Origin of the sequence: Solidesulfovibrio magneticus RS-1 (genome assembly GCF_000010665.1) — a bacterium.
Taxonomy (GTDB): domain Bacteria; phylum Desulfobacterota; class Desulfovibrionia; order Desulfovibrionales; family Desulfovibrionaceae; genus Solidesulfovibrio; species Solidesulfovibrio magneticus.
Map to the genome: position 1 here is coordinate 835,212 of NC_012796.1, position 15,585 is coordinate 850,796.

The 15,585-nt window shown below is 68.6% G+C and carries 16 protein-coding genes; 8 read left to right on the forward strand and 8 right to left on the reverse strand.

The features are described 5' to 3' along the window. Position 1: 1 nt before the first annotated feature. The 8 genes from DMR_RS03595 to DMR_RS03630 form a co-directional block, all read right to left on the reverse strand. The gene (locus tag DMR_RS03595; RefSeq protein ID WP_012750313.1) at positions 2-1,390 is read right to left on the reverse strand and encodes an FAD-binding oxidoreductase; all 1,389 of its coding nucleotides are present in this window, start codon (positions 1,388-1,390) and stop codon (positions 2-4) included. Positions 1,391-1,394: 4 nt separating this feature from the next. Next, positions 1,395-1,904, reverse strand: a complete 510-nt coding sequence (locus DMR_RS03600) for a hypothetical protein (protein WP_012750314.1) — start codon at positions 1,902-1,904, stop codon at positions 1,395-1,397. A gap of 45 nt (positions 1,905-1,949) precedes the next feature. Then, positions 1,950-2,414: an SsrA-binding protein SmpB gene (gene smpB, locus DMR_RS03605; protein ID WP_012750315.1), complete on the reverse strand. Its 465-nt coding sequence runs from the start codon at positions 2,412-2,414 to the stop codon at positions 1,950-1,952. A 114-nt stretch (positions 2,415-2,528) separates the two neighbouring features. Next, positions 2,529-4,310, reverse strand: a complete 1,782-nt coding sequence (ptsP, locus tag DMR_RS03610; RefSeq protein WP_012750316.1) for a phosphoenolpyruvate--protein phosphotransferase — start codon at positions 4,308-4,310, stop codon at positions 2,529-2,531. 85 nt (positions 4,311-4,395) lie between these two features. Then, the gene (locus DMR_RS03615; protein WP_012750317.1) at positions 4,396-4,722 is read right to left on the reverse strand and encodes an HPr family phosphocarrier protein; all 327 of its coding nucleotides are present in this window, start codon (positions 4,720-4,722) and stop codon (positions 4,396-4,398) included. A gap of 67 nt (positions 4,723-4,789) precedes the next feature. Next, positions 4,790-5,524, reverse strand: coding sequence for a PTS system mannose/fructose/sorbose family transporter subunit IID (locus tag DMR_RS03620; RefSeq protein ID WP_232502871.1), 735 nt, complete (start codon positions 5,522-5,524; stop codon positions 4,790-4,792). A gap of 77 nt (positions 5,525-5,601) precedes the next feature. Beyond that, positions 5,602-6,297: a TIGR04282 family arsenosugar biosynthesis glycosyltransferase gene (locus tag DMR_RS03625; protein WP_012750319.1), complete on the reverse strand. Its 696-nt coding sequence runs from the start codon at positions 6,295-6,297 to the stop codon at positions 5,602-5,604. Between the two features lie 3 nt (positions 6,298-6,300). Continuing rightward, positions 6,301-7,050 carry a TIGR04283 family arsenosugar biosynthesis glycosyltransferase gene (locus DMR_RS03630; protein WP_012750320.1) on the reverse strand — a complete coding sequence of 250 codons (750 nt, stop codon included), beginning with the start codon at positions 7,048-7,050 and terminating at the stop codon, positions 6,301-6,303. 129 nt (positions 7,051-7,179) lie between these two features. Between DMR_RS03630 and DMR_RS03635 the strand changes: the two genes are divergently transcribed. The 8 genes from DMR_RS03635 to DMR_RS03670 all read left to right on the forward strand — a co-directional run bounded on the left by DMR_RS03635 (position 7,180) and on the right by DMR_RS03670 (position 15,501). Then, positions 7,180-7,974 (forward strand): class I SAM-dependent methyltransferase, encoded by a 795-nt coding sequence (locus DMR_RS03635; protein ID WP_012750321.1) that lies wholly within the window; start codon positions 7,180-7,182, stop codon positions 7,972-7,974. Beyond that, on the forward strand, positions 7,971-8,945 hold the full coding sequence (locus DMR_RS03640) for a glycosyltransferase family 2 protein (RefSeq protein WP_012750322.1): 975 nt from the start codon (positions 7,971-7,973) through the stop codon (positions 8,943-8,945). The genes DMR_RS03635 and DMR_RS03640 overlap by 4 nt, the downstream gene beginning before the upstream one ends. Next, a complete protein-coding gene (locus DMR_RS03645; protein ID WP_012750323.1) occupies positions 8,939-9,349 on the forward strand; it encodes a sugar 3,4-ketoisomerase in 411 nt (136 codons plus the stop codon). The genes DMR_RS03640 and DMR_RS03645 overlap by 7 nt, the downstream gene beginning before the upstream one ends. Then, entirely contained in the window at positions 9,346-10,764 is a 1,419-nt protein-coding gene (locus tag DMR_RS03650) for an NDP-hexose 2,3-dehydratase family protein (protein ID WP_012750324.1), read from the forward strand. The genes DMR_RS03645 and DMR_RS03650 overlap by 4 nt, the downstream gene beginning before the upstream one ends. Further along, positions 10,761-11,693 carry a Gfo/Idh/MocA family oxidoreductase gene (locus DMR_RS03655; RefSeq protein ID WP_043600019.1) on the forward strand — a complete coding sequence of 311 codons (933 nt, stop codon included), beginning with the start codon at positions 10,761-10,763 and terminating at the stop codon, positions 11,691-11,693. Before DMR_RS03650 ends, DMR_RS03655 begins: the two co-directional genes overlap by 4 nt. An 82-nt stretch (positions 11,694-11,775) precedes the next feature. After that, positions 11,776-12,897, forward strand: a complete 1,122-nt coding sequence (locus DMR_RS03660; protein WP_012750326.1) for a DegT/DnrJ/EryC1/StrS family aminotransferase — start codon at positions 11,776-11,778, stop codon at positions 12,895-12,897. A gap of 3 nt (positions 12,898-12,900) precedes the next feature. Beyond that, positions 12,901-13,326, forward strand: a complete 426-nt coding sequence (locus DMR_RS03665) for a DUF1772 domain-containing protein (RefSeq protein ID WP_012750327.1) — start codon at positions 12,901-12,903, stop codon at positions 13,324-13,326. 75 nt (positions 13,327-13,401) lie between these two features. Beyond that, positions 13,402-15,501, forward strand: a complete 2,100-nt coding sequence (locus tag DMR_RS03670) for a molybdopterin-containing oxidoreductase family protein (protein ID WP_012750328.1) — start codon at positions 13,402-13,404, stop codon at positions 15,499-15,501. The last annotated feature ends 84 nt before the right edge of the window (positions 15,502-15,585 follow it).

Here is a 15,585-nt window from a genome sequence, read left to right on the forward strand (position 1 = left end):
TCTAGTAGGCCTTGCCGGGGTTCATGATGCCGTAGGGGTCGAAGGCGGCCTTGATCCGAGCCATGAGCCCGCGCTCGATGGGGGAAAGCTGGCGGTCGAGGAAAGGCAGCTTGGACAGGCCCACGCCGTGCTCGCCCGACAGCGTGCCGCCCAGGGACAGGGCCAGGGACAGGATGCGTTCCCGGGCGGTCTGCGCCCTGGCGCGCTCGTCGGCATTGGCGGCGTCGTGCATGATGTTGACGTGGAGGTTGCCGTCGCCCACATGGCCGAACAGCAGAATCTTGAGGGACAGTTCGTCGGCCACGGACCGGATACCGGCGGCGGCGGCCCGAAGCTGGCCGCGCGGCACGGTGACGTCGTCGCTGATCTTGTCCGGGGCGGCCTTGAAGGAGGCCGGGTTGAGCAGCCGGCGCGGCTCCCAGACGGCTTCCTCGTCTTCGGGGGTGGCGGCCCGGCGGCTCCAGACCGGCCCGGCCGGCCTGGTGGCGGCTTCGAGCAGGGCCAGATCGGCGGCCAGGGCCTCGGGGGAACCGTCCAGGCGGATGATAAGGGCCGCGCCGGCCGTTTCGGGCCAGGGCACGGGGCTGATGGCGGCCACGGCGGCCATGGCCTCCCGGGCCATGAATTCCAGGGCGGTGGGCAGGATGCCGGCCCGAAACACGTCGCCGGCGGCGGTAAGCGCCGCGTCCACGTTGGCAAAGGCCAGGGCCAGGGTGGCCGTGGCGGCAGGCAGGGGCAGGAGCTTGACCGTCAGCTCGGTGATGACCCCCAGCGTCCCCTCGGAGCCGCAAAAGAGGCGGACAAGGTCAAGGCCCACGACGTTTTTATGGGTGCGCCGGCCGCAGTGGACGACTTCGCCGCCGGGCAGCACGGCGGTGAGCCCCAGCACGTGGTCGCGGGTGACGCCGTACTTGACGGCCCGCATGCCGCCGGCGCAGGTGGCCACGTTGCCGCCTATGGTGGAAAATTTCACGCTGGCCGGGTCCGGGGCGTAGAAGAGGCGCTTTTTGGCCGCCTCGGCCTGGAGATCGGCCGTGACCACGCCGGGTTCGACCACGGCCACGAAGTCGTCGGCGTCGATGTCCAGGATGCGGGCAAGGCGCGCCGTGGAGACGACGACGCCGCCGGCCACCGGGGTGCAGTCGCCCACGGTGTTGGTGCCCCGGCCGCGCGGCAGCACGGGCAGGCGATGCTCCTGGGCCAGGGCCAGAAGCGCCCGGACCTGTTCCAGGTTTTCGGGGCGCACCACGGCCGAGGGCAGGGCGTGGCGGCGCGAGGCGTCGACGCCGTAGACGAACATTTCTTCCGGGCTGAAAACGGCGGCGTCGCCGGGGAAGATGTTTTCCAGGGCGCGGCGGACGTCGGCGGGCAGGGTCGGGGTGGGGCTCATGGGATCAGTCGGCCTCGGCGGTCCAGGTCATGGTGTCAACGAGACCGGCCGCGTCGAAGGTGAAGGAGACTTCGTTGTAGCCGCTTAAGTCCGAATAGCGCCAGACGTTGCCCTCGACTTCCTCGGGCTGCCCGAGGGCAATGGCCAGGCGTTCCCGGGGGATGCCCCGGCACACGCCCCGGGCGAAGCAGCCGGGCGCGGCGAAGATGCGAATCTGGTGGAAAAACTGCCGCTGGCCTTCTTCCATGCTGTACAGCGACACGACCAGCCCGTCGTAGGTGAGGGTGATGATTTCGTAGGGCGTGGCGTCGTAGGGATTGCTGAAGGGCACGGCCTGCCGTTCCCGGGGCGAGCCGAGCTTCTTGACGACGTCGGCTTCGGTTGGGCCGTAGAGGGCGGCGGTCTCGTCGAGAAACGCCTCCAGGCGTTCGTCGGCGTCGGCGGCGGCGCAGGGCTGGGCGGCCAGCAGGAGCATGGCCGTCAGCGTCAGGAAAAAATGGCGGAATCGACCCATCAAAATGTTCCTTGCAGCGGTTTCGTCCGATCCGGCCTGGGCCGGTTAATGTCGCGCCAGCTCCCGGGCGGCGTCGCGGTCGAGGTCCCGGGACTTGAGGTCGTCGCGGCGGTCGAAGACCTTCTTGCCGCGCGCCAGGGCGATTTCGACCTTGGCCCGGCCGTTTTTGAAATACACCCGCACCGGGACCACGGTCAGCCCTTTTTGTTCCACCTTGACCCGCATGGCGTTTATTTCCGCCGCATGGAGCAGGAGTTTTCGCGGCCGCTCGGGTTCGTGGCCGGCGTAGCCGGCGTTTTCGTAGGGCGCGATGTGCACGCCGATCATAAACGCCTCGCCGTCCTGGAACTTCACGTAGCCGTCCTTGAAGCTGATGCGCCCCAGGCGAAGGGACTTCACCTCGGAACCCATGAGCACCAGGCCGGCCTCGTATTTTTCCAGGAATTCGTAGAGGTGGCGGGCTTTTTTATTGAGGGCGACAAGTTTTTCGCCCGATTCTTTCGCAGCCATGGCGTCCTTTGGCAGGCAATGCCGCCGCCGTTTCGCGCCCGGACAGGTCCGGGCGTCGCATCACGGCCAGCCCTGCCGCGTCCGTGTCGTGTGTAGGCCGGGCGGCCGGAGCGGTCAATGGGCCGGGGATTCCTCCCGGTCAAGCAGGGAGGAATAGAACATCAGCTCGTCCGGGAACTGCCGGAAGATGGTTTCCTGGACCAGGGCGTTGGTCCGGGTCACGGACGGGCTTTCCAGAACCAATTTAAGCAGATTTTTGCAATCGTCCATGGTGGCCTGGCGAATGATCCGCTTGATGCCCGGTATGGCCTGGGGGGTCAAGCTGATGCAGTCGATCTGCATGCCCATGAGGATGGGCACGCAAAAGGGGTCGGAAGCCATTTCGCCGCACAGGCTCACTTCGATGCCGGCCTGGTGGGCGGCGTCGACCACGTGCTTGATGCTGCGCACCACGGCCGGATGCAGGGGCTGGTACATGTGGGACACGTACCGGTTGGTGCGGTCGATGCCCAGGGAATACTGGATGAGGTCATTGGTGCCGATGCTGAAGAAATCGACCTCCCGGGCCAGGATTTCGGCGATCATCACGGCCGAGGGCAGCTCCATCATGATGCCGACCGGCAGATCGGCGTTGAAGCGGTGGCCTTCCTGGCGCAGCTGGGCCCGGGCCTCGGCCAGCATGGCCTTGGCCTGCCGGATTTCCCGCAGCCCGGAGATCATGGGGAACATCACCGAAATGTTGCCGGCAACCGACGCCCGCAGCATGGCCCGCAGCTGGGTCATGAAGATGTCGCGGTGGTGCATGCACAGGCGGATGGCCCGCAGCCCCAGGGCCGGGTTGCGCTCGTCCAGGCTGCCCAGGGTGGAGACGAACTTGTCGGCCCCGGCGTCCAGGGTGCGAAGGGTCACCCGGCGCGGCGACATGATCGTGGCAAGGTCCAGGTATTCCTGGTAAAGTTCTTCTTCCGTGGGCAGCTTGGCCCGGTTCATGTAGGAGTATTCGGTGCGGTACAGCCCAATGCCCTCGCCGCCGTTGTTGACCACGGTGGGCACTTCCTCAAGCATCTCGATGTTGGCTTTGACCTTGAGCCGGTAGCCGTCGATGGTTTCGCCGGGCAGGTGGCAGCCGCGCATGATGCCGGCCTGGTAGGCCTCGAACTGGTACTTGAGGTCGGAGAGCCGGGCCAGCTCCTCCTCGGCCGGGGACAGCACCACCACGCCGCGCAGTCCGTCCACCACCACGAGGTCGCCGTCGCGCACCTCGCGTTCGAGTTCGGTGACGCCGACCACGGCCGGGATGCCAAGCGTCCGGGCCAGGATGCCGGTGTGGGAGGTCTTGCCGCCCTGGACCGTGACCAGGGCCATGATCTTGTCGGTCTCCAGCGACGCCGTGTCGGCCGGGGAGACGTCGTGGGCCATGAGCACCACCCGGCTCTCGATGGCCCGTATCTCGGCGGTCTGGCCGGCGAGCCTAGCCTGGACGCGGCCCGAGACGGTGCGCACGTCCTGGATGCGGTCGCGGAAATACTGGTCGTCCAGGGCCTCGAAGGCCTTTTCCAGATCGGCCACGGCCTTGTCCAGGGCCCATTCGGCGTTGATGCCCAGGGTCTGGATGTAGCGTTTGGCGACTCCCGAAAGTTTGGGGTCTTTCAGGATCATGAGGTGGGAGTCGATAATGAGCGCATGTTCGCGCAGGTCGGCCGGGATGCGCTCCCGAGCCTGTTCGATTTCCTGGGCGAACTGCTCGATGGCGCGATCCAGGCGGACCATTTCCGGCCCGACCAGGGCTTCGGGCAGGGTCTGGCGGGGCAGGGGGCCGGCCCCGGAGCGGTTTAAGAAAAAGGCCCGTCCGATGGAGATGCCGGCCGAGACGGGGATGCCTTTGAGGGTTGCCATGTCGGGCTGGTCCTTGGCGCGGCGGCGATCCGCGGCGCGGCGGGGTTGGGGGTTTTCCGGTCCCTGTTACGGACCGGTCGCGGCGTCAGCGGAAGCGGTTGCGGAAAAGTTCGCCCAGGCGCCCAAGGGCCAGGGCGGCGTCGGGGCCGACGGCGCGCAGTTCCAGTTCGCAGCCCTGGCCGGCGGCCATGGTGAGGATATCGAGAATGCTCTTGGCGTCCACGGCTGCGCCGCCGTCCTGACGCACCTGGATGTCGCAGTCGTATTTCTGGGCTTCCTGGGCCAGCTTGGCGGCCGGGCGGGCGTGCAGGCCCTGTTCGTTGGCCACGCGCACGCGCAGCACGAAACCGTCGGCTTCGGCCAGGATGTCGTCGGCCCCGGACAAGGGGGCGGCAAGGGTCGGCTCGGTCATCGTCCACCGTCGTTTCGGCCGCCTGCGGGGCGGCGGGCCAGGCGCGGGCCTGGCGGTTATGCCGGCGCTAGGCCGGCCACATGGAGCGGGCCAGCACCCAGCCGGCGGCCAGGGCCAAAAGCGCCGCTTCCCGGGACACCGACGGCCGCGTGGCGGCCCAGGCGGCCAGGATGCCGATGAGCGCCGCGTCGGCCAAGGGCGAGCCGGTCTCGCCCCGGGGCCGGGCCAGCACCCAGAAAAGCGACAACAGCACGGCGTTGGCCACCTTGACCCGTCGGCCCAGGTTGACCAGATCCCAGCGCTTGAGGCGGCGCAGCACCTGGAAGCCCTCGCGGTAGCCGGCGCGAAAGGTCAGCGCCTTGAAGGCCTGGACAGTCAGGAACAGGACGGCGGTGAGGCCGGCCAAGAGTCCGTAACGCCCGTCGGCGGCCAGGCAGGCGGCCGAAAGCCCCCAAAGACCCATGACGCTGGCCGAAAAAAACGTGTCGCCTATGGCGGAGAGGGTGAATGCCGTCGTGGTCTTGACGTTGTCAAGCATTTCCGCCGGCACAAGGCCCTGGGCGATCTTCTCCTCCAGGGACAAGAAAAGCCCCACGAGCAAGGGGGTCCAGAAAAAGTGCGTGTTGTAGAGCTTGAGGTAGCGCTCGAACACGGCGTCGCGCTGGGCCGGGTCGGGATAGAGCCGGGCCAGTCCCGGTTCCATGGCGTAAGCCAGCCCCACGTGCTGCAGGCCGCGCGTGTTGAACGCCGCGCCGATCAGGTAGCAGCGCAGAAAGCAGCTGACAAGCGTGCGCGCGCGCAATTCTCCGCCAGGCGTCCCCAACCGCGCCTCCCTGCCGTGCCGGCCAGCCCCAGGCTCGCCTGTATTTTCCTTCAACCCTAACGGTTGGCGCGATTTTGGTCAAATAGCCCGGCCGGGGCCGCGTCCAGAAATTGGCCAAAGGGCGTGCCGCCAAGGGCCTGCCGCCAGGGCGGGCCGGCCAGCCGGGCCAGATCGGCCGCCTCGTCGCAGTCGGGCAGGGTCGCCAGCTCGGCCGCGTCCCGGCCGGCCGCGGCCAGACGCGCCCGGGTCAGCCCGGCCACGGCGGCGGTGCTCCAGGGCATGTCCGCGAAAACCTCGGGCGTAAATCCCTCCCGGGTGAAGCCGATGAGCCAGTAGCCGCCGTCTGCGGCCGGCCCCAGCACGGCCGGCTTTTCCTCCAGGGCCTTGGCGGCCTTACCCAGCAGCTCCGGGGTGAGAAGGGGCAGGTCCGCGCCAATAAGCAGGGCGGCCGCGTCGCCGGCCGTGAGCGCCCCGGCCAGGGCGGCGGCCATGCGCGCCCCGAGATCGCCCGGGGCTTGGGGCGAAAGCTGAAATCCCGGGCCGCACAGGGTTTCCATGGCCGCCCGGGCGTTTCCCGGGGCGAAATGGACCGTGGCCGGCAGGCCCGAGGCCAGGGCGGCGCGAAAGACGTTGCCGGCCATGGCCCGGTAGGCCGCCAAGGCCAGTTCGTCGCCGCACACGGCGGCCAGCCGGGTCTTGACCAGCCCGGGCAGCGGGGCCTTGGCCAGGATATGCAGCGATACGGCCGCCACGGGTCAGCGCCCGCCGGCCGGACCGGGGCCGTGAGCCGGGGGGATGGGCCGGGGCGGGTAGAACCGGGCCAGCCGGTCCGGGGCCACGCCCAGGGTGTAACCGGCCAGTAGGGCCAGATTGCGGGCCGTGGCGAAAAGCGGTCCCTCGGCCAGCCAGCGCCGGGCCGAGGTGGTCACCCGCAATGGCGAGACGGCCACGCGGCCGCCGGCCCGGCGCAGACAACGCACCAGCTCCACGTCCTCCATGACCGGGATGTCGCAAAAGCCGCCCATGGCCGTAAACAGGTCGCGCCGCAGGCACAGGGCCTGGTCGCCGTAGGGCAGGGAACACAGCTTTGAGCGCCAGGTGGCGGCGGCGGCAATGGCCCGCAGGAGCCATTTTTCGGAGCGGATGGCCAGGGAAAAGGCGGCCAGTTCCGCCTGGGTCTCGAGGAGGCGGGCCGCCTCGGCAAAGGCCCCGGCCGGCAGGCGCGTGTCGGCGTGGAGAAAGAGCAGATATTCGCCCCGGGCCACGGCCGCGCCGGCGTTTTGCTGGCTGCCCCGGCCCGGCCGGGCGGTCAGTCCCGTCACTCCCTCCCGGTCGATGGCCCGGATAGTTCCGCTGGCCGGATCGCCGTCGACCACCACGATTTCCAGCGGCGTGCCGTAGCCGGCGGCGTGAATGTTGTCGATGACGCCGTTTATGCGGCGCGCCTCGTCCAGCACGGGAACGATCACGGAAAACAGCGGCGAAGGGTGATGGCGCGGCGACATGGGGGCCTCGTTGCGGCGGAACTTCCTTGGTGCAATAGATTTTTTCCGGGCAAACCGCTAGACTGGGTCTTCCCGTCCCGGCCGTTGCGGCCCAGACGGCCCCGCTTGCGTTGCGAGGTGCGTGGGATCATGTTGGAAGCCGAATACGCCGCCATGCGCCAGGCCGAGGAACGGCACTGGTGGTACTTGGGCCTGCACGATCAGGTCCGCCGGGCGCTGGCCCGCTGTCGGGGGCTGGTGTCCGGCCCGGGCCGGGTCCTGGACGCCGGCTGCGGCACGGGCAAGGTGCTGGAGCTTTTCGCCGATTTGCAGCCCGTGGGCCTCGACCTGTCGGCCACGGCCCTGTCTCTGGCCCGAGGGCGCGGCGATTTTCCCCTGGTCCGGGCCTCGGCCGTGACCCTGCCCTTTGCCAACGCCGCCTTTGACGTGGCCCTGTCCCTGGACGTGCTGGCCAACGTGCCGCCGGGCGAGATGCCCAAGGCCCTGGCCGAGCTGTATCGTGTGCTGGCCCCGGGCGGGGCGCTTGTTCTCAATATCGTGGCGTTTCAGGCGCTTTACGCCGAGCACGACCGGGCCGTGGGCGTGGTGCGGCGCTACCGGGCTGGCGAGGTTCGGGAAATGCTCGCCGGGGCCGGTTTTGCCCTGGACATTTTGTCCTATTCCAATACGCTTTTATTCCCGGCCGCCGCCCTGGTGCGGCTGGCCCGCAGGCGTCGCCGGTCCGGCCGCGAACCGGTTTCCGACCTGGCCGCGCTGCCCGGACCGCTCAACGCCGCCCTGGCTGCCGTGCGGCGTCTCGAAAACGCCGCCATTGTGGGCAAGGCCCTGGCCTTCCCCTTTGGCCTGTCCGTTTTCGCCCTGGCCCGCAAGCCCGGCCCGGGCATTTCCGGCAACTTCCAACGCAACGCCGGCAAGGGGTTATGAGCCAAGCCGCAGCATCGCCCACCCTGACCATCGTCATTCCCGTCTACAACGCCGAACAATCCATCGGCCGGCTGGTGGACGCCCTGGTCGCCCAACCGCCGCTGCCCGGAACCGATGTGGTGCTGGTCAACGACGGCAGCCGCGACGGCAGCCACCGGGAATGCCTGGCCTGCTGCGACCGCCATCCCGGACGCGTCACCTATCTGCGCCTGGCCCGCAATTTCGGCGAGCATGGTGCGGTCATGGCCGGATTGTGCCAGGCCGGGGGCGATTATGTCGTGGTCATGGACGACGACTTCCAAAATCCCCCCCACGAGGCGGCCCGGCTGGTGGAAACCGCCGTGGCCGGCGGCTTTGATGTGGTTTACGGCGCTTTTCGCGAGAAGTGCCACGGCACCCTGCGCAACTGGGGCAGCGCGTTCAACGACCGGGTGGCCACCTGGCTGCTCGGCAAACCGCGCCATCTCTATCTCTCCAGCTTCAAGTGCCTGTCCCGGTTCCTGGTCGAGCGCATCATCGCCTACGCCGGCCCCTCTCCCTATGTGGACGGCCTGATCCTGCGGGTCACCGACAACATCGCCCAGATCGACGTGGAGCACTGTCCCCGCCGGGCCGGCCGTTCGGGCTACACCCTGTGGAAGCTCATCCGGCTGTGGCTGACCATGTTCGTCAATTTTTCCGTGGCCCCACTGCGCCTGTCCGCTGTGTTGGGCCTTGGCGTCAGCGCCTTTGGGCTGCTCATGGCCGGGTGGAGCCTGCTGGAAAAGCTGCTTGGCCTGGATGTGCCCACGGGCTGGACCACGCTCTACGTCACGGTGGTCATCTTCGCCGGCATCCAGCTCGTCATGCTTGGGCTGCTTGGCGAATACGTCGGCCGGGGACTCCTTGAGGCCAACCGCGCCCCGCAGTTCGTGGTGCGCGAGGTCCACGGCGGCGGCCGTCCCCCGGCCCGGGAGCCGCGTCGGTGGTAGGGCCGCTCGGACTGGTGCGTCCTGTGGCCATTCCCTCCGTGGGCGATGACCGGGGCTGGCTGTCCGTGGTCGAGGCCGGGCAGACCGTGCCTTTTCCCATCCGTCGGGTCTTTTACATGCACGGCATGACGGCCGAGCGCGGCGGCCACGCCCACCGCGACACCGACCAGCTCGTGGTCTGCCTGGCCGGTTCCCTGCGTCTGGACCTTACCGACGGCCGCGACCGTCTGTCCGTGCGCCTGGCCGACCCGGCCCAGGGGCTTTTCATCCCGGCCATGGTCTTTATCGACATACGCGACATCGCGCCCGGAGCCGTCTGCCTGGTGCTGGCCAGCACCCACTACGACATAAGCCGTTCCATTCGCAGCTACGAAGCCTTTCTGGAGGCGGTTGCCCAGCCATGAGCACCGCCGCCGTCCGTCTGGCCTTTCTGCGTTCCAGCCGGGCTCTGGCCGGGGAACTGCCGAGCGTGGCCGCCGTCCTCAACTGGTTTGACGCCAAGGACCGCAGCCGTTTCGAGGTGCGCCGCGCCCCGCTGACCGCCCTTTCCCAGTGGCATTACGCGCCACACCCCATGCGGCTTATGCACCGCTCGGGACGGTTTTTTGCCATCGAGGGCCTGCGGGCGGAAACCGGTTTCGGCCCGGTGGCCTCCTGGGACCAGCCCATCATCAACCAGCCCGAGGTGGGCATCCTGGGCCTGCTCGCCAAGGAAATCGACGGCGTGCTCCATTTTCTCATGCAGGCCAAGATGGAGCCCGGCAACGTCAACATCCTCCAGCTTTCGCCCACGGTTCAGGCCACCCACAGCAACTATTCCCGGGTCCATGCCGGGGCCACGCCGCGCTACCTCGACTATTTCACCGAGCCCGGCCGGGCCAGGGTGCTCCTGGACCAGCTCCAGCCCGAACAGGGGGCGCGGTTTTTGCGCAAGCGCAACCGCAACATGGTGGTGGTCACGGATGCCCCCGTGCCCGAACACGAGGATTTCCGCTGGCTCACCCTGGGGCAGATCAAAGCGCTTCTGGCCCACGACAACATCGTCAACATGGACGCCCGCACCGTGGTGTCGCTCATCCCCCTGGCCGACCCCGACGAAGGGCCGGATTACGGCCTGATCCACGATGTGGGCGGTTTTGGCCTCGACGTCTATCTGTCTTTTTGCCGCTCGGACAAGGAACGCCACACCATGGACGAGCTCATGGCCTGGCTCACGGCCGGCAAGGCTCGCCACGCCATGCGCGTTTCTTGCCTGGACCTAGACCGGCTGCGTGGTTGGATCGTGACCGACGAGGAAATCCGCCACGAAACGGGCCTGTATTTTTCCGTCATCGGCGTGGACGTGAAGGCCCACACCCGTGAGGCCTCCAGCTGGTCCCAGCCCCTGCTTCACCACGGCGGCCAGGGGCTGGTCGGCTTTTTGTGCCAGCGCCACGGCGGCGTGCTCCATTTCCTGGCTCGGGGGAGCCTGGAACCCGGCAACCGCGACGGCATGGAGATAGGGCCGACCATCGCCTGTTCCGAAGTGGCCGCCAGGGCCTGCCGGACCTGCGCCCCGCCGCTGCTGGCCCATTTCCTCGAACCCGGCAAGGGCATTGTGCGCTACGACGCCGTGCAGTCCGAAGAGGGCGGGCGCTTCCACCATTTCCAGAACCGCTACATGGTGGTGGAGTTGCCGCCAGGGCAAAAACTCGACCTGCCCGACCACTACGCCTGGATGACGCTGGGGCAGCTGTGGCGCATGGCCCGCCACGGCCACGTCAACATCGAGGCCCGAAATCTCATGGCCTGCCTGGGCCTGCTGGAGACCCTGCCGTGAAGCTCCTTGTTTTCGGCGCGTCCGACATCTTCGCCCGCCGCGTGGCCCCGAACCTGCCCGCCCTGGGCGTGGCCGGGGTCGAGATCGTCTCCCGCAGCGGCCGCCGGCCGGCTTTGCCGCCCGAGCTTTCCGTTATCTGGCGCGATGACGCCGAGGCCGCCCTGGCCCACAGCCCGGCCGAGGTCGTCTACGTCACCACCGAAAACGGCCGCCACACCGCCCTGGCCCTGGCCGCCCTCGCCTCGGGCCGCCACGTCGTCGTGGACAAGCCGGCCTTCCTGAGCCTGGCCGAGGCCGAGGCCGCCGCCGAACTGGCCGCCCAAAAGTACCTCACCCTGGCCGAAGCCACGGTCTGGGCCGACCACCCGCGCGTCGAGGCCCTTCTGGCCGCCTTTGCCGCCGCCGGCTCGGCCCCCACGCGCGCTTCCGCCGTCTTTTCCTTTCCGCCCCTGCCGCCGGGCAATTTTCGCCACCTCGCCGCCCTGGGCGGCGGGGCCCTGGCCGACCTCGGAGCCTACGCCGCCAGCCCCGGCCGCGTCCTTTTCGGCTGCCAGCCGGACACCGTGGACTGCCGGATCCTTTCACGCGGCCCGGAAGTCGACACCGCCTTTGTCTGCCAGATGACCTACCCCGGCGGGCGCAGTTTCACCGGAACCTTCGGCTTCGACACCGGCTACGCCAACCGTCTGGACGTGCTCGGCCCCAATCTGGCCGTCTCCCTGGACCGAGTCTTCACCCCGCCGCCCGGAGCCGCCCTGGAGCTGGCCTGCAACACGCCCACAGGCTGCACCGTGGAAATCATCCCGCCGGCCGACGCCTTTGCCCGCTTTTTCGCCCGCGCGCTCACGGCCATGGCCCACGGCCATGACCCCGCCCTCGCGGCGGCGCTCATTGCCGACGCCCGAGTTCGGGCACGGTTGAGTGAGTAGGAAGAAAGAAGAATAAGATGCCTCCGGCGGCCGGGGGCCTGAGGCCCCCGGACCCCCCATTGGGGGAAAAAGGAGTGATGGGATGGCGGTCAATGTTTGGGGATATTTGGAAGAGTATCGGGAAGAAAAGGCCGAGATCATGGCGGCGGTGGAAGGGGTGCTGGCCTCGGGCAAGCTCATCCTCGGCCCCAATGTCGCTGCTTTTGAACAGGAATTCGCCGCTTACTGCGGCGCGGCCCACGGCGTGGGCGTGGACAACGGCACCAATGCCGTCATGCTGGCTTTGCTGGCCCTGGGGCTGGAGCCTGGCGACGAGGTGCTGACCGTCTCCAACACGGCCGTGCCCACGGTCTCGGCCATCGTCAGCGCCGGCGGCGTGCCGCGCTTCGTCGACATCGACCCGGCCACCTACCTCATGGACACGGCGCGGCTGGAAACGGCCGTGACGCCGCGCACCCGGGCCATCGTGGCGGTGCATCTTTTTGGCCAGTGCGTGGACATGGAGGCCGTGGCCGCCGTGGCCGAGCGCCACGGGCTGTTCGTGGTCGAGGACTGCGCTCAGTCCCACGGCGCGGCCCGGCATGGCCGGGTCTGCGGTGCTCTGGCCGACGCGGCCGCCTTTTCCTTTTATCCCACCAAGATCCTCGGAACTTATGGCGACGGCGGATTGGTCATGACCGACCGCGACGACGTGGCGGCAAAACTCAAGAAACTGCGCTTCTACGGCATGGAAAAGACCTATTACGCCCTGGAACACGGGTTCAACAGCCGCCTGGACGAGGTCCATGCCGCCATCCTGCGCGGCAAGCTCAAACATCTGCCGGCCTACATCACCCGCCGCCGGGATCTGGCCGCCGGCTACGACGCCGCCCTGGCCGGCACGTCCCTGACCCTGCCGGTGACCGCCCCGGGCAACGACCACGCCTATTATCTCTACGTCGCCCGCCACCCCGGGCGTGACGCCGTCCTGGCTGGCCTGAGGTCCCGTGAGGTCAACCTCAACATCAGCTACCCCTGGCCCATCCACACCATGACGGGTTACGCCCATCTGGGGTACAAGGAAGGCGACCTGCCCCACACCGAGCGAGCGGCCCGGGAGATCTTCTCCCTACCCATGTATCCGTCGCTCACCGACGCCGAGCAGGATTTCGCCATCGCCGCGCTTATCGACACCCTGGCCGAGGTGGACGGCCAAACGAGGTAACCCATGGAATTCGGCGCTATCGCTCTGGCGCTCATGGCCGCGTTTACCGGCGCGGCCCTCTACATCAATCTGGTGGAACACCCGGCCCGGCGCGGGCTGCTCGACGGCGAGATGCTGGCCCAGTGGCAGGCGAGCTATCCGCGCGCCTACCGGATGCAGGCGAGCCTGGCCGTGGGCGGCTTTTTTTTCGGCCTGCTCGCCGCCTACTGGGCCGGCAAGGCGCTTTTCGTCACGGGCGCGCTTTTTTCCATCGCCAACTGGGTCGTCACCTACCGTTTTATCATGCCGGTCAACCGGCAGTTGACGGCCGCCGACCCGGACACGGCCGACGCCGCCACCCGGGCGCTCTTGGAGAAGTGGAACCTGCTCCACGCCATCCGCACCGGCCTGGGCCTGCTCGCCGTCATCTGCTTCTTCGCGGCGCTCTGATGCTCCCCCTCTCTCCATATGGGGGGTCTGGGGGCCTCAGGCCCCCAGCCGCCGGAGGCACTCTTCTCTTTTCTTATGCCTACTAATCATCCCAGCATCTGCCGGGGCTGCCATGGCGGCTGCGCGGCTTGGGTGACGGTGGACGGCGGGAGGGTTGTCCGGGTGCGGCCCAGGGCTGGTTCGCCGTTTAATTTGGGCCACATGTGCGTCAAGGGGCTGTCCGCGCCGGCCATGATGGCACATCCCGACCGGCTGACCGTGCCGCTGAAGCGTGTGGGAGAGCGCGGGCAGGGCTGTTTCGAGCCGGTCTCCTGGGACGAGGTGATGGCGGCCATTGCCGGGCGGCTCGACGCGTTTCGTCGGGAGTCCGGCCCCCACAGCGTGGCCCTGGGGCAGGGCACGGGCCGGCCGCACTATTTCCACGTCATCCGGTTTGCCAACACCTTCGGCACGCCCAACTGGTACGAGCCGGGGCTGGCCAACTGCTTCATTCCGCGCATCACCGTCTCCAATCTCACCTACGGCGGCTTCGTGGTCGGCGACTATTATGGCGACACGCCACCGCGCACGATCCTTTTTTGGGGCCACAATCCGCTGGTTTCGGGGCCGGACGGCGAACTGGCCTTTCCGGTCAAAAAGGCCCTGGCCGCCGGAGCGCGCGGCATCGCCGTGGACCCCAGGCGCAGCGAAACGGCCCAGCGTTGCGACCTGTGGCTGCCCATTCGTCCGGGAACCGACGCGGCGTTGGCTCTGGGCATGGCCCGGGCCATCATCGAGGAAGGCTGGTACGACCGGGAGTTCGTCGCGGCCCAGACCCTGGGGTTCGACGAGCTGCGGGCGGCGGTGGCCCACTGCACGCCGGCCTGGACCGAGGAACGCACCGGCGTGCCCGCCGGTCTTATGCTGGAGGCGGCCCGGCGCTACGCCCTGGACAAGCCCTCCATCCTTGATTGGGGCGTGTCCCTGGAGCAGAACCCCAACTGCCTGCAAACCGTGCGGGCCGTGGCCGTGCTGCGGGGGCTGACCGGCAATCTCGACATTCCGGGCGGCGACGTGTTCGGGACCGAGCTCATCGGGGCCTATCCCGTGCTGCGACAGGCCTTGCCGCCCGAGGCCCAGGCGCTGCGCCTGGGGGCCGAGCGCTTCAAGCTTTTGGGCGGCTTCCGGGCGTTCATGCCTTCGGCCCATATCCCCACGCTTTTCGGGGCCATGCGCACGGGACAGCCGTATCCGGTGCGGGCGCTGCTGCTTTTCGGCAACAACCCCCTGGCCACGGTGGCCGATTCCCGGATGGTGCTTAATAGCCTCAAGGCCCTGGAACTCTTGGTCGTGGCCGACCATTTCCTGACGCCCACGGCCGCCCTGGCCGATTACGTGCTGCCGGCGGCCATGTGGCCCGAGATGGACGGCGTCATCGAACTGCCGCTGGTGGCCCCGCGCGCGGTCTTCGCCCACCGCCAGCTGGCGCAGACCGGCCAGTGCCGCCAGATCGAGGCCATGCTGGACGATCTGGCCGTCCGGCTGGGGCTGCCCGGGGCCGGCGAGCCGCTCCACGACATCTTTAACGCCCGGCTGCGTCCGGCCGGCGTGACCTTTGCCGAACTGGCCAACGGCGGCATGGTCATGCCGCCGCCGACTTACCGCCGCTTTGCCGAAAAAGGCTTTCGCACGCCCACCCGCAAGGTGGAGCTTTTCTCCAAAGGCTTGGCGCGCCTGGGCTACGATCCGCTGCCCAGCTACGCGCCGCCGCCGGAAAGCCCGGAAGCCTCGCCCGAGACGGCTCGCGACTATCCGCTGATCCTCACCACCGGGGCGCGGCGCAGCGAATATTTTCACAGCGACGGCCGGCAGATCGCCTCTCTGCGCGCCCGGCGTCCCGATCCCCTGGCCGAGCTGGGACCGGCCACGGCGGCGGTGCGCGGCATCAGTGACGGCGACTGGGTGCGGGTGCAAAGCCCGCGCGGGCAGGTCCGCATGCGGGCGCGGGTGACGCCGGACATCATGGAGGGCGTGGCCAGCCTGGACCACGGCTGGTGGTTCCCGGAGCGCGGCCCGGGCAACTTCGGCGAACTGGAATCCGCCGCCAACGTGCTGACGAGCGCCGGCCCGCCCTACGACCCGGCCTTCGGCTCGTACCAACTGCGGGGGCTGTTATGCGAGGTGGAGAAGGAATGAGGGGGAATGCCTCCGGCGGCCAGGGCGTTGCCCTGGACCCACCGGGGGCCTAAGGCCCCCGGCCCCCCTTCCTGTTGGGCGTAG

Coding starts and splice junctions, on each gene's coding strand:
- DMR_RS03670 (WP_012750328.1), top strand. CDS start 13,402: ATGCCTACTAATCATCCCAGCATCTGCCGGGGCTGCCATGGCGGCTGC.
- DMR_RS03660 (WP_012750326.1), top strand. CDS start 11,776: ATGGCGGTCAATGTTTGGGGATATTTGGAAGAGTATCGGGAAGAAAAG.
- smpB (WP_012750315.1), bottom strand. CDS start 2,414: ATGGCTGCGAAAGAATCGGGCGAAAAACTTGTCGCCCTCAATAAAAAA.
- DMR_RS03630 (WP_012750320.1), bottom strand. CDS start 7,050: ATGTCGCCGCGCCATCACCCTTCGCCGCTGTTTTCCGTGATCGTTCCC.
- DMR_RS03635 (WP_012750321.1), top strand. CDS start 7,180: ATGTTGGAAGCCGAATACGCCGCCATGCGCCAGGCCGAGGAACGGCAC.
- DMR_RS03665 (WP_012750327.1), top strand. CDS start 12,901: ATGGAATTCGGCGCTATCGCTCTGGCGCTCATGGCCGCGTTTACCGGC.
- DMR_RS03615 (WP_012750317.1), bottom strand. CDS start 4,722: ATGACCGAGCCGACCCTTGCCGCCCCCTTGTCCGGGGCCGACGACATC.
- DMR_RS03650 (WP_012750324.1), top strand. CDS start 9,346: ATGAGCACCGCCGCCGTCCGTCTGGCCTTTCTGCGTTCCAGCCGGGCT.
- DMR_RS03595 (WP_012750313.1), bottom strand. CDS start 1,390: ATGAGCCCCACCCCGACCCTGCCCGCCGACGTCCGCCGCGCCCTGGAA.
- DMR_RS03600 (WP_012750314.1), bottom strand. CDS start 1,904: ATGGGTCGATTCCGCCATTTTTTCCTGACGCTGACGGCCATGCTCCTG.
- DMR_RS03640 (WP_012750322.1), top strand. CDS start 7,971: ATGAGCCAAGCCGCAGCATCGCCCACCCTGACCATCGTCATTCCCGTC.
- ptsP (WP_012750316.1), bottom strand. CDS start 4,310: ATGGCAACCCTCAAAGGCATCCCCGTCTCGGCCGGCATCTCCATCGGA.